This is a genomic window from Capnocytophaga ochracea DSM 7271 (genome assembly GCF_000023285.1).
GTDB classification, from domain to species: domain Bacteria; phylum Bacteroidota; class Bacteroidia; order Flavobacteriales; family Flavobacteriaceae; genus Capnocytophaga; species Capnocytophaga ochracea.
In genome coordinates, this window is sequence record NC_013162.1 from 397,148 (window position 1) to 416,712 (window position 19,565).

Here is a 19,565-nt window from a genome sequence, read left to right on the forward strand (position 1 = left end):
ATGGCAAAAGATATTAAATTTGATATAGACGCCCGCGAAGGTTTAAAACGTGGCGTTGATGCATTAGCAAATGCAGTAAAAGTAACATTAGGCCCTCGTGGTCGTAATGTAATTATTAGCAAATCATTTGGTTCACCACAAGTAACCAAAGACGGGGTAACCGTTGCTAAGGAAATAGAACTAGAAGACGCTCTCGAAAATATGGGCGCTCAAATGGTGAAAGAAGTAGCTTCTAAAACCAATGACCTCGCAGGCGATGGTACCACTACCGCTACTGTATTAGCACAAGCTATCGTAAAAGAAGGTCTTAAAAACGTAGCTTCTGGTGCTAACCCAATGGATTTAAAACGTGGTATTGATAAAGCCGTAGCAAAAATCGTAGAACACTTGGCTAAACAAGCTAAAGAAGTAGGCTCTTCTTCTGAAAAAATCAAACAAGTAGCCTCTATCTCTGCTAACAACGACGATACTATTGGCGAACTTATCGCTCAAGCATTCGAGAAAGTAGGTAAAGAAGGGGTTATCACCGTAGAAGAAGCAAAAGGTACAGATACTTACGTAGATGTAGTAGAAGGTATGCAGTTCGACCGCGGTTACCTTTCTCCTTACTTCGTAACCGATTCTGAAAAGATGGTTGCAGAACTCGACCACCCTTATATCTTGTTGTACGACAAGAAAATCTCTACTATGAAGGACTTGCTTCCTGTATTAGAGCCTGTAGCTCAATCTGGCAAACCTCTTTTGATTATCGCTGAAGATATCGATGGTGAAGCATTAGCTACCTTAGTAGTAAACAAATTGCGCGGTACCCTTCGCATCGCTGCTGTAAAAGCTCCTGGTTTTGGTGACCGTCGTAAAGCAATGCTCGAAGATATCGCTATCCTTACTGGTGGTACTGTAATTGCCGAAGAAAGAGGCTTTACCCTTGAAAACGCTACTATCGATATGCTTGGTACTGCCGAAAGAGTAAGTATCGACAAAGATAACACCACTATTGTAAATGGTGCTGGAAAATCTGATAATATCAAAGCGCGTGTAGCACAAATCAAAGCACAAATCGAAAACACCTCTTCTGATTATGACCGTGAAAAACTACAAGAGCGTTTAGCTAAACTCTCTGGTGGGGTAGCAGTGCTTTACATAGGTGCTGCTTCGGAAGTGGAAATGAAAGAGAAAAAAGACCGTGTAGATGATGCCCTTCACGCTACTCGTGCAGCTGTTGAAGAAGGTATCGTAGCAGGAGGTGGTATAGCGCTTATTCGTGCTAAAAATGTTTTAGGAAAACTAAAACCTCTCAATGCCGACGAAGAAACAGGTATTAAAATTATCCTCAAAGCATTGGAAGCTCCTTTGCGCACTATCGTAGAAAACGCAGGTGTTGAAGGTTCTGTAATCGTAGCTCGTGTACTCGAGGCTTCAAGAGATGCTTACGGATACAATGCCAAAACAGGTACTTATACCGATATGTTTAAAGCAGGTATCATCGACCCTAAAAAGGTAACCCGTGTAGCCCTTGAAAATGCTGCCTCAGTAGCTGGTATGATTCTCACTACCGAATGTGCTTTGGTAGACATCAAAGACGATAAAGCAGCTGCAATGCCTCCAATGGGTGGTGGAATGCCAGGAATGATGTAATCGTAAATTCATAGCATTATTATCATATTTTATTAACACGAAAATCAGGGAGAGTTTACAATGAAACTCTCCCTGATTTTTTACACCCAAAAACTATATTAACTCTTTGAAATGTGAAAGAAATGTAAATGATTTGTAAATAAAACGTTAAAAAACAGGGTGAAAATGCGAAAAGCATATATTTTATTACTAAAAATGATTGTACAAATAAAAAAAAGTCGTATATTTGCCCCGAATTTTAAAACACAAGTAATAAACATTTTTTTATATGAAAAAAACCTTATTAAGTATTGCAGCTGTCGTTGCAGTGATAACAAGTGCTAACGCACAAGATATGCTAAGTAAGAGCAAATTTTTTGACAATTGGCAAGTAGGTGTTAAAGCTGGAGGTTTCTCTTATACTCAGCGTGAAGCTTTCTTTAAAAACACCCGTGCCACTTTTGGAGCTGAGATTGGTAAACAAATCTCTCCTGCTTTCCGTTTAGGCGTTGAAGGTATGGCGTATGTTCGTCCAGTAGACCTTGACAATGATGTAGATGCAGGTAACTTTATAGACAATACCAATGTAAGCTTGGTAGGTACTGTAAACTTGAGCAACCTTATTGCTGGTTACAAAGGAACTCCTCGTTTCTTCGAAGTAGAAGGTTTTGCAGGAATTGGTTGGTTCCACAGATATGTACAAGACATCGCTCCTAACTATAGAGAAAACTACAGAAGCAACAGTATGTCTGCTCAGTTTGGTTCTAACTTATTGTTCAATTTAGGCGAAAGCAAAGCGTGGGGAGTTAAATTAAGTCCTGCTATTGTTTATGCAGTAGATACACCTACTGAGAAAAGTTCAGTAAACAGCTTAAACAGCTTGAACTCTTTCATTCAAGCTACTGTTGGTGTGGTTTACCGTTTCAAAGGAAGCAATGGTGCTCACCACTTCACTACAGCTACTCAAAATCCTGACAATAGCGCAGAATTGGGTAGACTTCGTGATGAGTTGAACAGCAAAAATAAAGAATTGTCTGACTGCCAAAGACAAGTTAATAAATTGCAAGATGACTTAGAAGCAGCTCGCAACAAGAAACCAGAAGTAGTAGAAAAAGTAGTTACTAAAAACAAGAAAACTTTGGAATCAGTAGTTACTTTCCGTGTAGCTAAAAGTACTATCGATGCATCTCAATTGCCTAACGTAGAACGTATCGCTTCTTACCTTAACAAATATAGGAATGCTAAAGTTAGTATCAAAGGTTATGCTTCACCAGAAGGAAACTTAGAAAAGAACAAACAATTAGCTACCGCTCGTGCTGAAGCTGTTAAAAATCTTTTAGTTAAACGTTACAAAATCTCAGCTGATAGAATCCAAGCTGAAGGTAATGGTATCGGTGATATGTTCAGTGAACCAGATTGGAACCGTGTAAGTATCGCTAATATCGTAGAGTAATCAAATACCCTACAAAATAAGAACTTACAAATAAAAATTAAGGAAAAAGGCTATCCTAATTAGGATAGCCTTTTTTATTTTCTATTACGTGAGTTTGACTCAAATTAAAAGAGGCAAGGTCAATGCTGAAAAAATGTTAATCTCTTTTAAAACCCCGCAATTTTTTTAAAGTTTAGAAAGTAGAATACTCGACAGTCTTTTTTAGTATGAAAAACGTTAAAACATTATTTATCAGTAAAATATTAGAAAGAGCTTTGTTATCTTTTAATTGAAGTTTAACCGAAGGTAGAGCGAAGCTAAGGCGAACCTAAGACGAATCTAAGACGAAGGAAAGGTGTTAGAATATTGGATATCAATAGGTAAAAAGCCCTTATAACTTTATTGAAGAAAAAGTGTTAAAATAGCGTTTTTAACATATAAAAAGCAATGTTACTACTTTCTTTTTACGGTGAGCTCGGTATAATAAAACATCAAATAATTAAAAAAATCCCATAGATTGTACAGATTTCACAAATCTACGAGGTCTGTAGGGCGGATTTAGTAGCTAAAGAAATGAGACTTGTACGGATTGCGACACAAAAGGAATATCAATTTTACCAAAGTTTAAAACTTTGGCAAAGTATTGGACGCAAAAACGACCCAAAAATAATGTCTAGTAATAAAAAATAAAAAGGCTGTCTGCTAAAAAGCAGACAGCCTTTTTTTGTGATAGCACAACAGGCTTTTAATATTCGCCAGTAGGCTCTACAAATATCTCTTCTTTTTCTTTATGACCACTTATACTCTCTTGTATCGCTTGGAAGAATACAAAGAATACCGGAATCACAACAAGTCCGAAAAAAGTACCAATAAGCTGACCAATAGCAGCTCCCGTAGCTACTGAACGGTTTCCTGCTGCTCCTACGCCTGAAGCAAATACTAATGGCATCAGACCAACGATGAAGGCAAAGGAAGTCATCAAAATCGGACGCAAACGCGCCATTGCGGCATTGATAGCTGCTTTAGAGAGGCTTTCTCCCATACGACGGCGTTGCACAGCAAATTCTACAATCAAAATCGCGTTTTTAGCTAAGAGTCCCATCAGCATAATGAGAGAGATTTGGAAATAGATATTATTCTCCAACCCAAAAAACCATTGTCCTAAATACGCTCCAAAGATACCAAAAGGCAATGAGAAGAGCACTGATAGAGGCAATAGGTAACTCTCGTACTGTGCCGAGAGAATAAAATAGGTAAACACCAAACTGAGCAAGAAGATGAGAATGGTTTGTGAACCGGCATTCTGCTCTTCACGCGTTAAGCCCGTATAGTCGATTCCATAATTATTATTGAGGGTTTGGGCAGCCACCTCTTGCACCGCAGTAAGGGCATCACCTGTACTATAAGGAGGGTTGTTCTGAGCCGAAATAGACACCGAGGTAAAGAGGTTATAACGACTGAGCGATTGCGGACCGAAAGTACGTGTAAGAGTTACAAACTCGGTAATAGGAGCCATTGTTCCACTACCTGTTTTCACGAATAAGCTATTGAGGCTATTGAGGTCTTTACGCGCTTCGGGCAACGATTGTACCATTACACGGTATTGCTTTCCATAAAGGGTAAAGTCGGTTGCGTAGAAGCCTCCTATATAATTCTGTAAGGTCGATAGAATAGTACTCACTGTAATACCTGACTGCATAGCGCGTTCTACATTAATATCCATTTGGTATTGTGGATAGTTCACATTGAAAGAGGTTTGGGCAAACTGTATCTCGGGACGTTGCATCAGGGCACCCAAGAACTCTTGTGCATTCTTGTTCACCTCACTGATATCACTTCCGGATTTGTCCAAGAGAACAAACGACACCCCACCTCCTACACCAAAACCAGGCACGGAAGGAGGTTGGAAGAAAATCACATTGGCATCTTTAATATTGGCTACTGCACGAAAAGCATTGTTGATAATTGATTTAATGTCTTGACCGGGGAGTTTAGAACGCTCCTCAAAAGGTTTCAGCTTGAAGAAACCCATACCATTATTACTACCTTCGCCTGAAATCATACCGCGACCAGTAACAAAGGTAACATTTTCAACCCCTGGTATATTGGAAAGACTTTCGTTTACCTCACGCATAATATTGGCAACGCGTTCCATAGAAGCCCCAGGAATCATCGATACATCCATCATCACAAACCCTTGGTCTTCACTGGGCACAAACCCCGATTTCATACTTTTATTGGCAAAATAGATACCACCTCCAGCCATAAGTAAGAGCAATAAGGTTACCCATTTATGACGAAGGAAGAAGGTAAAGGTTTGACCATATTTACGTGTAGCGGCATTGAAAGCTATATTAAATTTGTGGAAGAACTTGCCAAACCACGACTTTTCTTCATATTCTTTATTGCCGTGAGGTTTAAGAAAGAGCGAGCAAAGCACGGGACTGAGGGTAAGCGCATTGATAGCTGAAATCACGATGGCTACAATCAGAGTTACCCCAAACTGTTTGTAGAACACACCTGTAGTACCTCCCATAAAGGTTACCGGAACGAATACTGCTGCCATCACAAGGGTGATAGAGATAATCGCCCCTGTAATCTCGTTCATAGCTGAAATTGTAGCGGGTTTAGCTTTCTCGTGAGTTTGCTCCATTTTGGCGTGCACCGCCTCGACGACGACTATCGCATCGTCCACCACTATACCAATAGCTAATACCAAGGCAAAGAGGGTAAGCATATTGACAGAATAGCCAAAGAGATTCAAGAAGAAGAAAGTACCCACGATAGACACTGGTACCGCAATAGCAGGGATGAGTGTAGAACGGAAGTCTTGCAAGAAGATATACACTACCAAGAACACCAACAAGAAAGCCTCTAAAAGGGTAGACACCACCTTAGAAATGGCAGCATCTAAGAAAGTGTTGGCGTTGTAGTTGATAGTATAAGTAATCCCTTCGGGCAAAGAAGGCTTCAACTCGTCTAAGAGTTTTTCAATATTTTGGATAATCTCGTGAGCGTTAGAGCCTGGTGTTTGCGAGATACCCATTGCCACAGCAGGACGACCTTTGCTTTCAGAAAATCCTGTATATCCGAGCGCGTCGAGTTCTACCTTAGCTACATCTTTAAGACGAAGAATACGCCCTCCATCTAACGCTTTGAGCACTATATTTTCATATTCCGATACTTGGGTGTATTTTCCCTTGTACTTAATCACATATTCATAGCTACTTCCGCTGTTTTGCCCCAAAGTACCCGCAGCCGCTTCTCTACTCTGAACTGAAATTGCAGCAGTTACCTCGGTAGGATTAAGCCCATAGGCTTGGAGTTTTTGCGGATCTAACCAAATGCGCATAGAATAGGTTTTACCCCCAAAAGCACTGGCATCCCCTACCCCACTGATACGTTTAATTGCAGGAATCACATTGATGCTTAAGTAATTTTGTAGAAATACATCGTCTAACTCTTTATTCTCAGAGAAGAAGGTGAGAAACATCAGGTTACCAGAACTCTGTTTGCGTACCGTTACCCCCGATTGGGTTACCTCAGATGGCAAAATAGAGTTGGCACGCGACACCGCATTTTGCACGTTTACCGCCGCGATATCCCCATTGGTACCCTGTTTAAAATACACAGTAATATTTGCTGAACCACTATTAGAAGCCGATGAGGTAATATAATCCATATTTTCCACCCCATTGATTTGTTCTTCCAGCGGAATCACCACCGCTTTAAGCACTGTTTCGGCGTTGGCACCTGCATAGTTAGCCGATACCTGTACCGTTACAGGGGCGATATCAGGATATTGAGAGATAGGCAAAGAGATAATCCCCAATATCCCTAAAATCACTATTAAGATAGAGACAACCGTTGATAGTACGGGTCTGTTAATAAAGTTTTTTATCATAAGTTAGATGTTATACTTGAATTAAAATTCTTGTTTAGTAGGACGCAAAGTAATCTCATTGATAGCTACGTCCTCGACCTGCCGCCACCTTCAAACCCGCTACTGGCTCCTGTAATAATCACGACTTTATCTTTGATGTTTTCTTTCATAATTACCAATTTATTAAATATTAAAATACAGAAAAGGAAGTGCTTTTATAGTAAAAAACACTTCCTCTTTGAGGGTGTTACCTTATTTCTATACAAAGGTAAGACAAAAAAGTTGCGTGAGAATGAGGTTCGATGTTAATCTTTTCTTAAAGTTTAAAAAGATAATACAGAGGTAAGTAGTGCTTATTTTTCTTCTTGTATTATGTCTTTGTACTCTGCCCAAAAGGCTTCAAACTGTAACATCGATTGATAGAGGAACTCCATCGCTGATTGCCAAGTAGCTTTGTTGTGAATAGTTACGTTTGGCAGTTCTACATACACACAGCTGATTTCTTTACCGTTGTCTAAGAGAAAGTGCTCTTCGAAAACAAGGTCAGGGAGATATTCTTCTTGCAAAAGGGTTTTCAGCGACAGCAATTTGTTGTAGTACAAACTACGTGTTGTCTCGTCAGGGTCTTCCACAGCGAGGAGCACCCGTGCTTTACGGGTGTCGAATGAAAACTTAAAGCTGAAATCCTTTATCTTGGTATTGTAAAGCGTCCATTTCCGAGGGAAGGATTTGCCAAAGGAAATCCAGAAGTCTTCGCGTAGTTTTTTTGCTTCAGCTTTGCTGTACAAGGGGTTAAGGTATGAATTGGATATTTGCTAAAAATGTATGACCTCTATCATCTATTTTTTTAAACAAAGTAAATTTATAGAATGTGGAGCCGTCCTTTTCAAGCACTCCAAATTCATTATTTTTTAAATCATAAGCTACGAATGTATTCGGGGTAAGAGTCGGTTTGATTTTATAACGCAATTCATTAGTCTTCTTATCATACAATTCGTATGAGAAATCTACTTTTTTAGCATATAAAAATTCTATATAGGGGTCTTCTTCTATTATTTGAGTATTGCTTTTTGTTATAGTAGTAGGTTGTGCAGGAGTAAGCGTTGCCATTGCCGTTTGAGTAGTAACAGGTGCTTTGTATTCCGACTTAAAAGTTGCTAAAGCATTCCCTTCAAAGGCATTGCGTAAGGCTTCTTGATACGACTTCTTAAACTCCTTTTCACGACTTTTACCTATCTCGGAAGTGAAAACGGTTTTATTAGCACAATCAGTGAGGATAAATTGCACCTTAGAGGTCATCATATTCGATTGGTTTTTCACGTCGGCTCTCAAAGCATCGCAGGGGTTTTGGAGCAGTTCAGCGGGGGCTTCGCTCTCCATATATGCTTTAAAACCTTGTTTTTCTAGTAAAAACTTCGTAAGTGCATTCAGCTGGTACTGATTATCTTCCTTTTGGAAAGTATAACGGTTAGGCACAATCACAGTTTGTGCAACAAGAGTCAGTGGTAGTAATGCTACTAAAAATAATATCTTTTTCATTGGTTTCTAATATTTATTCATATTCATTATTCTTCATTCGAGCTTCAAGTTCGGCTTGAAACTCTTCTATCACGGGTTTCATAGTGCTTTCAGGGAGGTCGGAGATACGAATGTACATCAATCCATCTACAGAGTTGTTGAAAAGTGGGTCGACATTGAAGGCAATGACTTTGGCGTTTTGCTTGATGTACTTTTTAATGAGCACCGGCAAACGCAAGTTTCCTGGTTCGAGTTCGTCGATGAGTTTGTCGAACTTATTGAGGTCGGCTTTGGTTTCGTCGAAAATAAAATCTTTATCCTCGTCTTTGAGTTTTACTTTGAACTCTTTTTTAGGACGTACATACTGTGCAATATAAGGGTCATAGAAGTTCGACTTCATAAACTCTATCATCAGCGATTTAGAAAAGTCAGAGAACTGGTTACTAATACTCACACTTCCCAACAAATATGAGTGTTCCGGATAACGCAAAGTGGTGTGAGCAATCCCTTTCCACAGCAAAAACAGTGGCATAGGTTTCTGCTGATATTCTGAAATGATAAAGGCACGCCCCATCTCGATGGTTTTACTCATCATATCGTATAATTCGGGCTCAAAACGAAACAAATCGTGGGTATAAAAGCCTTCGATGCCATATTTAGGAAATATTTCAGCCCCTAAGCCCATACGGTAAGCTCCTACTATCTTCTTAGCTTCGTTATCCCAAAGGAAAAGATGATGATAATAGAGGTCAAACTTATCTAAGTCAGACGAGGCGTTAGTCCCCTCCCCTACTTCGCGGAAGGTAATTTCACGTAAGCGTCCTATTTCCTTCATTATATTAGGAATCTCTTGATAAGGTGCTAAGAATACCTCGTAGTTGTTGTTTTTGAGCAGTCGGTAATCTTTTTTAGTGATGTTATCAACTTCCTTCTCTATGAGGTCTTGTTTGATAGGCGCTTCTATCTGTTGAGGATTGCTACCGCTCTTGCTTGATTTCAACACGTTAGTGAGTGGTAAAAACTTCTTATCTTGCTCTAAAGCATTGGCTAATATATATGTTTTCTTACGTAAAAATTCGGTAAAATCTTCCAAATCGGTATGCTCATCTTGCATAGCTACCGAAATAGGCTTACCTATGCGTATATAAATAGTGCGTTCTTTCTGTGTAAGCAATTCTGAGGGCAATTTAGCCGTGCGCAACGTATCACTGATACTCGCCAAGAAGTAAAACAACTTACTGTTTTTGGCGTGAAAATAGATAGGCACAATAGGCACTTTCACTTTCTTAGCAAGTTTCATAGCTGCCTCTTCCCAAGGCTTATCCACCATCAGTTGCCCCTCTTTGGTTACCGATACCTCCCCCGCAGGGAAAAGACCTAAGGGTTTACCCTCTTTGAGGTGTGCAATGGTATGCTTAAAACCCACCACGCTAGATTTCGCATCTTTGCGGTCTTCAAAGGGGTTTACCGGCAATACATAAGGCGCTAAAGGCTCAATACGTTGCAAGAGAAAATTCGCCATAATCTTGAAATCAGGACGTTTTTCTAAGAGTAGTTTGAGAAGCAGAATGCCATCAATTCCCCCCAGTGGGTGGTTAGAAATGGTGATAAAAGCCCCTTCTTTGGGGATATTCTTAAAATCCTCTTCGGGTATTTCGAACTTTATTTCAAACTCATCTAACAGTTTGTTGAGGAAGTCTAACCCTTCAAAGTGTTTATTTCGGTTGTAAATAGCATTGAGCTTGGAGATACGGAGCAACTTCATCAGTGCCCATCCTCCAAAAGTACCCAAGAAGCCAAGTTTATCAATATTAATCGCTTTGGCTACTTCTTTGGCACTTACCAATCCTTTATCTTTTTGCTTTCTCATTCTTCTTTAAAGTCTTATGATTGTTTCCCTCTTTGCAGTTGTTTCATTCTTTTCAAGCGTGTCATCACCTCATCGCGATACAAGGCTCTGGTAGCCACTTTGCCTACGGTAAGACCTTGTACTAAAATGGAAAACAATACTACAATATAAGTAATTTGCAACAGTGTTTCTTTAAATCCTCCTTTATCAGCAGGGATAGAGAGTACCAAGGCGATGGATACTCCCCCGCGAATACCCCCCCACACCATTGTGATGAGCGAGCCACGCGAATAGGTAGCTACCTTGCGTAATATCGTTTTGGCAGGAATATAGATTGCCAGTGCACGCCCCAAGAGGCATACGAGAATAGCTACCCCACCTAAAAGGAACTGCTCTGTTAGATTGTCTATCAGTAGCATCTCAAATCCTATGAATAGGAACAAGATAGCATTCATAATCTCGTCTATGATTGCCCAAAACTTTTCAAGGTAATCTTTATTCTCTGCACTGCTGGCTTTCTTGCCTACATTTCCTACAAAAAGTCCTGCAATTACCATTGCCAGAGGCGAAGAAACGTGAGAAGCTTTGGTGATAAGAAAACCACCCATTACCACTGCCAAAGTGACAAGCACACTCACGTGATAGTCATCGGCTTTTTTCATCATTTGAGAAGCTATCCATCCCAAGAGCACTCCGAGGAAAATGCCTCCTCCTGCTTCCAAGAGAAAGAGCTTAGTAATAGCAAAGAACGAAGGCTCAAAAGTGCTATTAGTAGCCAATTTCAGCACTACGGCAAACATTACTACCGCTACCCCATCGTTAAAAAGCGATTCACCCGTAATCTTAGTTTCAATACGTTTAGGTACTTTCACTTGTTTGAGTACTCCCAACACCACAATAGGGTCAGTTGGGGAAATAAGCGTACCAAAAAGCAGACAATAAATGTAAGGAATATGGATATCTACCAAAGGAGCAATGTAGTACAGCAAGACTGATATAAAGAAAGCCGAAAGTACTACACTGATAGTTGCATAAGTAAAAATGGAGATTTTGTAGTTTTTAAGGTCGTTGATATTAATGTGGAGAGCTCCTGCAAAGAGAAGGAAGTTCAACATTGCTCCCATCAGTATTTCGGTGAAGTCAAAGCCTTCTAAAAGCGATTCAAGACGGTGTGCAAGCCCTGTAAATATTTCTCCTCCGAAAAGACGTACGCCTACCGATACCATCATAGCAATCACCATAATACCTATGGTCATAGGCAGTTTTATGTAGCGAACATTCACGTACGAAAACAAGGCTGCTAAGACGATAATTACTGAAAAAGCGTAGTATAACTCCATTAGTACTATTTTATTTTCGGCAAAGGTACAAATAATTTGCTAATTTGCAAATCTGCTAATTTGCTAATTGCTTTTGAAGTCTTTTCTGTCGTTGTTCTACAAGGTCTGAGAAGTTATATAGTAAAGCTGGGGTTTGGTATTCTAATTCACCACTATTGATAGCCCGCAAGATAATTTCCTCTATCCAATAGTCCTCTTCTACATTCATAGGGTCATAGCCTTTTTTTAGAGAAAGGTCGTACAGCCACGCGGTTTTGTTATACCAATAAGCATTCCAACCATTGCGCAGGTCTTTTACCAATTCGTAAGCCGTTTTTCCAGTTTGGCGGTGAATGAGTTTAATGAGAATACGCCCTTGCGAGCGGGAAAGTTTTTTGAGTTCGTCGGTGAAGTGGTCTTCAATATAGCGTTGGGTGCGTTTTACGTACACCTTCTTTTGTCGTTTATTTTGCATAGTATCCATCGTACGTTCCATTGTATAGAGCCGGTCGGCAGCCATTTTGGCATACGGATACACGCGTTTCACCCTACTGCGGAGAAGCAAATAGCGCTTTTGAGCTTCTGCATCTCCAAAGTAATGTTCTTTACCAAAAACACTTACCTCAGCAAGCCGAATAGTATCTCCTGAATAAAATTGCTGGTCAAAAATATAAATAGTATCACGCTTCTGCGAGAAAGAAGTAAAAGGTAAAAAGTAAAAGACAAAAACAGTGATAGCTGGGTAAGTGAATAAAAGGTAATGTTGTATAGATGCAATGATGTATTTCATTCTGATTTTCTTTATTTATTTTTAAAATCTAACGACTTTAACAACATTTGCATTGCAAAAATTGTTCCAACCTTTTACGTTTCACTTTTCTCTTTTCACTTCCCTAACACCGCCATTTTTATTGCTGTAATAGCCGCCTCCACGCCTTTATTACCGAGCTTACCACCACTGCGGTCAAGCGACTGCTGGAAGGTATTATCAGTGAGGACGCAGAAGATAACAGGTACTTCACTTTGTTCCGCATTGAGCTGGGCAATACCTTGGGTAACACCCTGGCACACGAAATCGAAATGACGAGTCTCTCCTTGTATCACACAGCCTATTACAATAATAGCGTCTACCTCGTTAGTATCGAGCATCCGCTTGGCTGCGTGCACTAATTCAAAGCTCCCTGGTACTTCCCATAGGAGTATATTGTCATCAATAGCACCACAATCTTTAAGGGTTTCGATGGCACCATTGCGCATTCCGTAAGTTATCTGCTCATTCCACTGAGAAGTAATAATCCCAAAGCGAAGAGATTCCGCATTTGGGATTATTTTTTTATCGTATTGTGATAAGTTTTTGTTTTCTGTTGCCATTAATTATTGACTAATTTTCCCTATAAGGATATCGATAGTACGTGCTTCTTCTGAGGTAGGGTACTCGTCTTTGATGCGCTCATAATATTTCAAGGCATCGTCTTTTTTACCTTGCAAAGAAGCTACTATTCCTGCTTTTTTCAGGTATAATGGAGTTACGAAGTCATTTTTGCTATGTTCAAAGGCTTTGATATAATATTTCAATGCCTCAGCGTTATTTTTCTGTTGAAGGTAAGCATCACCTATATTTCCGTAAGCCAAAGCTCCGAAAATATCATCGGTAGAGTCAAACTCTTTGAGGTGATTTATTGCGTTGTTATAGTCACGCAAACGCATATAAGCCATACCCATACCGTATTCAGCGAGGTTAGCAGCTTTGGTACCGCTGTAGTTTTCGGCAATTTGCTTAAATCCATATTTTCCTTTTCCACCGTTGATAGCCACTTTAAAGAGGGAATCCTGCGCTCTAGCATCAGTAGCTTCCATCGCTTCATCAAAGAACTGTTGTGCAAAGAAAAGCTCATTAGCAGCATTCTTTTCTCTAGGGGCTTTCACAAACTGTTGGTAAAGCAAATAACCCAAGCCTATCACAGCTACGGCTATGAGAGTTCCAATAATAATCTTCTGATTGCGTTTTACCCAATCTTCGGTGCGAGTAGCGCCTGCATCGAGGGCATCAAACACCTCAGCAGTAGTACTTTCTTTGTGTAATTGAGCCTGTTTTGCTTCGTCTAAATGCTCGGTATCTTTTTGTCTATTAGGTCGGTTGTTGTTCTTTTTGTAAGTTGCCATATATAATTTTCATTAAAGTTCGGCAAAAGTACAACTTTTATTTTAATTAGAAAGCAAAACAGAAAAAATTATTTACTTATCAGTCATTTTTCCCATTTTATCTATTAGTTAATATACGGCGAGTTTTCTCCACATCTCCTCTGTCATTCGTCCCTTGTCATTCCTCATTTCTTCCCCTTTCCATCGCCACACTCCCCCTTTAAAGGGGGTATGTTTTCGTCCCTAATTTCTCCTTTTCCGTCATACTCCCCCTAGTGCCTATGGCCTAAGGCCTAGTACCTTTTCCCTTTCTTTCGCCTCGAAACCCCATTTTTGGCATTTTTGGCATTGTTGTATTAAGCTATTAATCAATTTTTTACACACCCTTTCTATACCAATCGTCCAAGATTCGTATAAGCTTCCTATAAGCTCTCTATAAGCTAACCCCACCCTCCTTACACCCTTTTTTCACCAAAAACCTTCCCTCACCTCTTCCGAATTACTCCGTTTCCTTCCGAATCCTCCAACCCTCCACATTTGCTAATTTTCAAATTTGCTAATCTGCTAATTTTTCCCCGCCCGTCGTGCTACGACTGCCTGTGCGGCTCGCACCTTTGGCAAAGTTAGTTACTGGCATTATTGGCATTATCTGGTATTATTGGCATTATTTAGTATTAATTACTATTATTCTATAATTAAAAAAATCTATAATCCAGTAGCTCTTCTTTGCAAAAAAACTGCTATCTTTGCACCGTAGAATTTTTAAAATAACAAATTATGAGTTTAAATACCTTAGGGCTTGATAAAGCCAAAGTAGAAAAAGAAATCGGCTTGCTAAATGTACTGCTTGCCAATTATCAAACGTATTATCAAAACTTGCGCGGTGTACACTGGAACGTAAAAGGAAAACGCTTCTTTGAACTACACGTGAAGTTCGAAGAACTTTATAATACCGCACAAGAACAAGTCGACGAAATAGCTGAGCGTATTCTTACCCTTGGTGGCGTGCCTTTTCACACTCTCGAAAGCTATGTAAAGCACACTTCTGTTCCCGTAGGCGAAAACATTTTCGACGATGATAAAACCGTACGCCTGATAATCAATACCATTAGCACTTTATTACCTTTGGAAAGAGAACTTTTGAACTTCTCTGACGAAATAGGTGATGAAGGTACTAATTCTTTAATGAGTGACTTTATATCCGGACAAGAGAAAACCGTTTGGATGCTCAAAGCCTACCTCAATGAAGTAATTTAATACTGAATTTTGATTAAACGAGGAAGAGGAATTGACTAAAAATAATCAATTCCTCTTTCTTTTTTTGCCAATTCATAATTAATCCCTACCTTTGCACAACTCATAACTCTTAATTGATAACTCATAACTTTTAACTCATAACTAATGAAATATTTAATCACATCTATCCTATTTATCGCAACCACTATCCTCACCGCTCAACACAAAGCCCCTACCGATTGGGAACTCTCAGGACTCAAAGGAAAAGTGAAAAGTCAGCGCAGTATCCCTTATGAGGTAGTTACCCAAGGAAAAACATTCGTAAAAGGAGCCATCGACCGCGATTTGGATACAGTAGTCAAGATAGGTAACCTCGACAATCTTCAAAAAGATTTCAATCCCAATGGGTATCTCACTCAAATGCGTTTTTTCTTCAAAAACGGTGAGTTGTACAGTCGTATGGAATACTATTACAATCCGCAAGGACAACTGTTTGAAACCCGTTACAATTCCGATAAAACCCTTTATGTCTACAACCCCGAAGGCTATCTTATCAAAGATGCGACCTATTCACCTGGGGGCTTCTTAAAAACGCATTACAACTATCAAGTAGATACCAATGGCAAAGTGCTAAAAGAGGAAACTTATCACGCCAATCAGTTAGAGTCTACCATAGCTTATACTTACAACAAACAAGGCGACCCTGTCGAGATGCGCTACTACGATGCTCAGGGCAATCTGTTGCAAAGGGTAGAAAGCAAGTTCAATAAACAGCATTTAGCCGAACGCAATCGCACTTACGACAAAGATAATAAGTTGGTGAATATTACTACCAAAAAATACAATAGTCAAGGAGATTGTATCAAACTACAAGCAGAAAATAAACTACCTCAAAAACAGAAGAATGTAGCCACTTACGAGTATAAATACGATAATCGAGGTAATTGGATTGCCAAAACGACTTTCATCAACGGTGAACCCCGACAAATTATAGAACGCACCCTCAGTTATTATGAATAACATTCACTTTTTCGGTGTAAGGCATCTGTCGCCTTCGGCAGCCTATCATTTAATTGCCTTCTTAGAGGAAAACAACCCCAAGTGTATTCTCATCGAAGGTCCTGCCGATGCTACCCCTCTGATATCTCAAATAGCGCAAAAAGGGGTAAAACCTCCTATCGCTATGCTGGGCTATACTACCGAATTGCCTATCGAAACAGTGCTTTATCCATTGGCATCTTATTCTCCCGAATATCAAGCAATATGTTGGGGAGTAAAGAAGAAGGTAACACTTCGTTTCATCGATTTGCCTTCGGAGAATATGCTGAAATTGAAGCAGGAGCAACGCACGGAGGAAGAAGCCGAAAAAGCCAAAGAATTTTATCTCTACCATAATACCCTCTACAAGCAAATAGCCGAGGAGGGGGGCGAAACCGACTATGAAGATTATTGGGAACGCCATTTTGAACACAATCTCAATCCTGATGCTTTTGCACCCACACTTGCCTTACAATCGGGTGAAATGCGCCAAATGGTCATAGATAAAGAATATGAAAACGCGCCTTTCGATTTCTCGTATAATCTCATTCGTGAGGCATATATGAAACGTGAGATTGCTAAGGCTTGCACCGAGTTCAAACCCGAAGAAATAGTAGTAATCGTAGGGGCTTACCACTTATCAGGTATCCAAAACAGCCTACCTGCTATAACTGATGACGAGCTCAAAAAGCTCCCCAAAGCTACCTCTCAACTCACCCTGATGCCTTATTCCTATTTGCGTCTCAGCAGTCGTACGGGTTATGGAGCGGGCAATACGGCTCCTTATTACTTTGAGCTGATGTGGCAAGCGATGCACGAAAACACCCTCAATCAGCTCTCAGCTGTCTATCTTACTAAAGTAGCCAAAATCTTGCGTAATCAAGGGCAAAATGCCTCTTCTGCTAGCGTAATTGAAGCGGTGCGTCTTGCTAATGTGCTTTCGGCTATGAAAGGTGGTTCTTACCCTGTGTTGCAAGACCTCCACGATGCAGTAGTTACTTGTTTTGGTGGGGGAGACCTTGCTGTGGTAGCCGAAGCTATCAATAAGGTAGATATCGGTACGGCTATTGGGGCATTACCCGAAGGGGTGAGCCAGACGCCCGTACAAGAGGATATGAACCAAGAGCTGAAACGCTTAAAGCTTACCAACTACAAATCGGCGGTAGCGCAAGACCTCACCCTCGACCTGCGTGAGAACTTAAAAGTAAAAACCAAAGAAGCTGCTTTTATAGACCTAAATCGCTCTACATTCCTCCATCGCTTGGAAGTGTTGGGCATTCACTTTGCCACTCAGCAGCACGTACAGCAGGATAAAGCCTCGTGGGCAGAGAAATGGGTGTTACAGTGGAGTCCTGAGGTCGAAATAGAAATTGTAGAAGCTAACCTTAAAGGTGAAACGCTTGAAATAGCCACAGCTTTTGTACTCAAAGAACAGCTCAACGAAAGCACCGACCTTTCAGTAGTAGCTAAAATCATTAGGCAGGCTTGCGAATGTCAGCTTACGCATATTTTTAGCAATGCGCTCAGCACCTTGCAACGCCTTTTGGTAGATAGTAATAGTTTTGCCGAAACTGCTTTTGCTGCACACGAGCTCTCGGTACTTATACAGTACGGTGATTTGCGTCAGTTCAATCTCGAACCGCTGAAACCTATCTTGCAACAGCTTTTCCTCCGTGCTTCGTTATTACTGATAGATGCTTCATCTTGTGATGACAAAGCCTCTAAACAAATTGTAGAAGCTATCAATACTATGGAGTTCATAGCCGAACAGCAATACGAATTGGTAGATACCGAAACGTGGCAAAAAGAACTTACCCACCTTGCGTGGCGTGACGATGTGAACACCAAACTTTCGGGGGTAGCCTTTGCTATATTGTTAGAGCACAATTTAGCTACTGAAGAACAATGTGGAAAAGAAGTGTCACGCCGTCTTTCAGCAGGTGTCCCCGCCGATTTAGGAGCTTCGTGGTTTGAAGGCTTTTCAGGAAGAAATAGATACGCATTGTTATCGCGTACGATTATATGGCAAGAGTTAGACAACTATGTACGCCAATTAGATGAAGAACAATTTATGCGCTCGGTAGTGTTCTTGCGCCGTGCTTTTTCTGATTTTGAGCCTAACCAAAAGAACAGTATCGCCGAACTTTTAGGAGACCTTTGGGGTACTGGTAAAGAAGCTACTGCCGAACTCTTGCAAGAAGTGCTTACGGAAGAAGAGAGTACTAAATTAGACGAACTCAACGACTTTGATTTTGATTTTTAAATATATGAAAGAAGTATTTACCTTATACCGAAAATTGCGTGAGCGACAACTCAAATTGCTCAATAGCTTTACCCCCGAAGAATTAGCAATCATTCCTGCGGGCTTTAAAAACAATATCTTGTGGAATCTCGCTCACTGCGTAGTTACCCAGCAAAATTATTGCTATACCAATAGCGACCTACCTACTTATCTCACCCCTGAGTTTGTAGAGCGTTATCGCAAAGGTACAATTCCCGATGGACATATCCCTACTTCTGCCGAGATAGAGGAACTAAAAGAGCTTCTCATCAGCACTGTAAATTGGCTCGAAACTGATTATCAAAAAGGAATTTTTAAGCACTATAATCATTATGTAACGGGCATAGAGTACGAACTCAATACTATTGAAGAAGCTATTTACTTCAATATTTCACACGAGGGAGTACATTTGGGAAGTGTATTAGCTTTAAAATGTGCAATTACAGGAAGCAAAAAGTAATTGATTATAAATTAAATAGATGAGTAACACGAAAAGCTATTTGATTTCTGATATTGAAGTAAGTTTCTCAATTAGAAAAAAAAGTATTACCTTTGCAATCGCTATCAATAAAATTAGTTTATGAAAAAACGTACCATACTCAACCTACTACTTATTCTTTTTGTGCTCTCTTTCTTTGTAACTCCTTTGGGGTACGAAAGTAAGATATTACTACAGCGTATTTTCGCCGGTTCGGTAGATATTATTCCCGCTGATAAAGCTCGTAAAATAGACTTCGATTGGCAACTGAAAGACCGCAATAATGTGCAGTTTAACTATTCCCAAACCGAAGGTAAGAAACCATCATTTGTATACTTCTTCTCTTCTTGGCGTGAAATCAGCGTAGCCGACCTTTATGCAGTCGAAAAACTCTATGATGCTTATAAGGATAAAGTAGATTTTTACATCATCACCAATGAGCTTCCCGAGCCAGTAGATGAAATGATGCAAAAGCGCAATTTTCATTTCAAAGTTACCTACCTCATTATCGAAGCTCCTAAAAAACCTTTTGACCCCGATAAGATTCCTGCAGGTTACATAGTAGATAAAAACGGTTATGTACGCGCTCAGAAAGACGGTATTGCACGCTGGAATAGCGATGCAGTACATCAGTTGTTAGACAGTCTTACCCAATAGCTTAACTATAGGCAAACTCTATCTCTCAAACAAAATAATTATAAAGATAGTATTTTAGATTCAATTTAAAGTACTATCTTTGCGCTTTGTAAAATCGCATCTCGGTATAAATAAGAGG

At 40.0% G+C, this 19,565-nt stretch carries 15 protein-coding genes and 1 pseudogene; 7 read left to right on the top strand and 9 right to left on the bottom strand.

Translation table 11 applies throughout. The features are described 5' to 3' along the window. Both groL and COCH_RS01605 read left to right on the top strand, forming a co-directional pair. Positions 1 to 1,635, top strand: coding sequence for a chaperonin GroEL (gene groL / locus COCH_RS01600; RefSeq protein ID WP_009418123.1), 1,635 nt, complete (start codon positions 1 to 3; stop codon positions 1,633 to 1,635). A gap of 268 nt (positions 1,636 to 1,903) precedes the next feature. After that, positions 1,904 to 3,067, top strand: coding sequence for an OmpA family protein (locus COCH_RS01605; RefSeq protein WP_012797058.1), 1,164 nt, complete (start codon positions 1,904 to 1,906; stop codon positions 3,065 to 3,067). Between the two features lie 724 nt (positions 3,068 to 3,791). On the opposite strand, the gene COCH_RS01610 is transcribed toward COCH_RS01605, so the two are convergent. The 9 genes and pseudogenes from COCH_RS01610 to COCH_RS12635 form a co-directional block, all read right to left on the bottom strand. Next, positions 3,792 to 6,950, bottom strand: coding sequence for an efflux RND transporter permease subunit (locus tag COCH_RS01610; protein ID WP_012797059.1), 3,159 nt, complete (start codon positions 6,948 to 6,950; stop codon positions 3,792 to 3,794). Positions 6,951 to 7,282: 332 nt separating this feature from the next. Next, entirely contained in the window at positions 7,283 to 7,717 is a 435-nt protein-coding gene (locus COCH_RS01615; RefSeq protein WP_012797060.1) for a DUF4268 domain-containing protein, read from the bottom strand. 4 nt (positions 7,718 to 7,721) lie between these two features. Continuing rightward, positions 7,722 to 8,468, bottom strand: coding sequence for a hypothetical protein (locus COCH_RS01620; protein WP_012797061.1), 747 nt, complete (start codon positions 8,466 to 8,468; stop codon positions 7,722 to 7,724). 13 nt (positions 8,469 to 8,481) lie between these two features. Beyond that, complete coding sequence (locus COCH_RS01625; protein WP_009410077.1) at positions 8,482 to 10,317, bottom strand: GNAT family N-acyltransferase; 1,836 nt, start codon at positions 10,315 to 10,317, stop codon at positions 8,482 to 8,484. Between the two features lie 14 nt (positions 10,318 to 10,331). Continuing rightward, entirely contained in the window at positions 10,332 to 11,636 is a 1,305-nt protein-coding gene (locus tag COCH_RS01630; protein ID WP_012797062.1) for a cation:proton antiporter, read from the bottom strand. A gap of 55 nt (positions 11,637 to 11,691) precedes the next feature. Then, positions 11,692 to 12,405, bottom strand: a complete 714-nt coding sequence (locus tag COCH_RS01635; RefSeq protein WP_012797063.1) for a DUF4294 domain-containing protein — start codon at positions 12,403 to 12,405, stop codon at positions 11,692 to 11,694. Between the two features lie 95 nt (positions 12,406 to 12,500). Beyond that, complete coding sequence (gene ribH / locus COCH_RS01640) at positions 12,501 to 12,986, bottom strand: 6,7-dimethyl-8-ribityllumazine synthase (RefSeq protein ID WP_012797064.1); 486 nt, start codon at positions 12,984 to 12,986, stop codon at positions 12,501 to 12,503. 3 nt (positions 12,987 to 12,989) lie between these two features. Next, complete coding sequence (locus COCH_RS01645) at positions 12,990 to 13,778, bottom strand: tetratricopeptide repeat protein (protein WP_009410073.1); 789 nt, start codon at positions 13,776 to 13,778, stop codon at positions 12,990 to 12,992. Between the two features lie 412 nt (positions 13,779 to 14,190). Continuing rightward, positions 14,191 to 14,292 (bottom strand): annotated as a pseudogene (locus COCH_RS12635) (glycosyltransferase). A gap of 242 nt (positions 14,293 to 14,534) precedes the next feature. On the opposite strand from COCH_RS12635, the gene COCH_RS01650 reads away from it, so the two are divergent. The 5 genes from COCH_RS01650 to COCH_RS01670 all read left to right on the top strand — a co-directional run bounded on the left by COCH_RS01650 (position 14,535) and on the right by COCH_RS01670 (position 19,447). Further along, positions 14,535 to 15,014 (top strand): Dps family protein, encoded by a 480-nt coding sequence (locus tag COCH_RS01650; protein WP_012797065.1) that lies wholly within the window; start codon positions 14,535 to 14,537, stop codon positions 15,012 to 15,014. 144 nt (positions 15,015 to 15,158) lie between these two features. Further along, the gene (locus COCH_RS01655) at positions 15,159 to 16,013 is read left to right on the top strand and encodes a hypothetical protein (RefSeq protein ID WP_009410596.1); all 855 of its coding nucleotides are present in this window, start codon (positions 15,159 to 15,161) and stop codon (positions 16,011 to 16,013) included. Further along, positions 16,006 to 18,294 (top strand): DUF5682 family protein, encoded by a 2,289-nt coding sequence (locus COCH_RS01660; protein WP_012797066.1) that lies wholly within the window; start codon positions 16,006 to 16,008, stop codon positions 18,292 to 18,294. The genes COCH_RS01655 and COCH_RS01660 overlap by 8 nt, the downstream gene beginning before the upstream one ends. A 4-nt stretch (positions 18,295 to 18,298) precedes the next feature. Beyond that, positions 18,299 to 18,772 carry a DinB family protein gene (locus tag COCH_RS01665; protein ID WP_012797067.1) on the top strand — a complete coding sequence of 158 codons (474 nt, stop codon included), beginning with the start codon at positions 18,299 to 18,301 and terminating at the stop codon, positions 18,770 to 18,772. A 120-nt stretch (positions 18,773 to 18,892) separates the two neighbouring features. After that, the gene (locus COCH_RS01670) at positions 18,893 to 19,447 is read left to right on the top strand and encodes a TlpA family protein disulfide reductase (protein WP_002673497.1); all 555 of its coding nucleotides are present in this window, start codon (positions 18,893 to 18,895) and stop codon (positions 19,445 to 19,447) included. Positions 19,448 to 19,565 lie beyond the last annotated feature (118 nt).